Origin of the sequence: Streptomyces sp. MMG1121 (genome assembly GCF_001280015.1) — a bacterium.
GTDB lineage: Bacteria > Actinomycetota > Actinomycetes > Streptomycetales > Streptomycetaceae > Streptomyces.
In genome coordinates this window covers 1-321 of record NZ_LGDV01000108.1, presented here as the reverse complement: position 1 = coordinate 321, position 321 = coordinate 1, and the positions used below count along the sequence as shown (strand labels likewise).

Here is a 321-nt window from a genome sequence, read left to right as displayed (position 1 = left end):
CACCCACAGATGCGCGTGGCCGGTGATCCGCTGGACGCTGAAGTGCCGGTCGGCCGGGTGCCCACCGCGTTGCGCCGAAATCGTCGCGCGGCCCCGGAAGCGCTCACCTGACTGCGGGTAGTCCAGGATCGCGTCCGTGGCGTAGATGGCGTGCTCGGCTTCGGTGTCCCCTCGTTCCGAGGCCCGCCAATGCTCCTCGATCGCGGTCTTGGTCCGGGAGTCAGCATCCATGGCACCGCCCTTCCGCAGCGGTGACAGCGTAGGCACTCCGGGCCACGGTCGGCCCGGAGGCCAGACGGACGTGGGCTGGTAAGTCCCCCC

1 pseudogene is annotated in these 321 nt (G+C 70.4%); it reads right to left on the bottom strand.

Annotated features, from left to right (window positions below):
• Nucleotides 1-231 (bottom strand): annotated as a pseudogene (locus ADK64_RS11105) (nuclear transport factor 2 family protein); the annotation flags it as partial.
• Nucleotides 232-321: the final 90 nt, after the last annotated feature.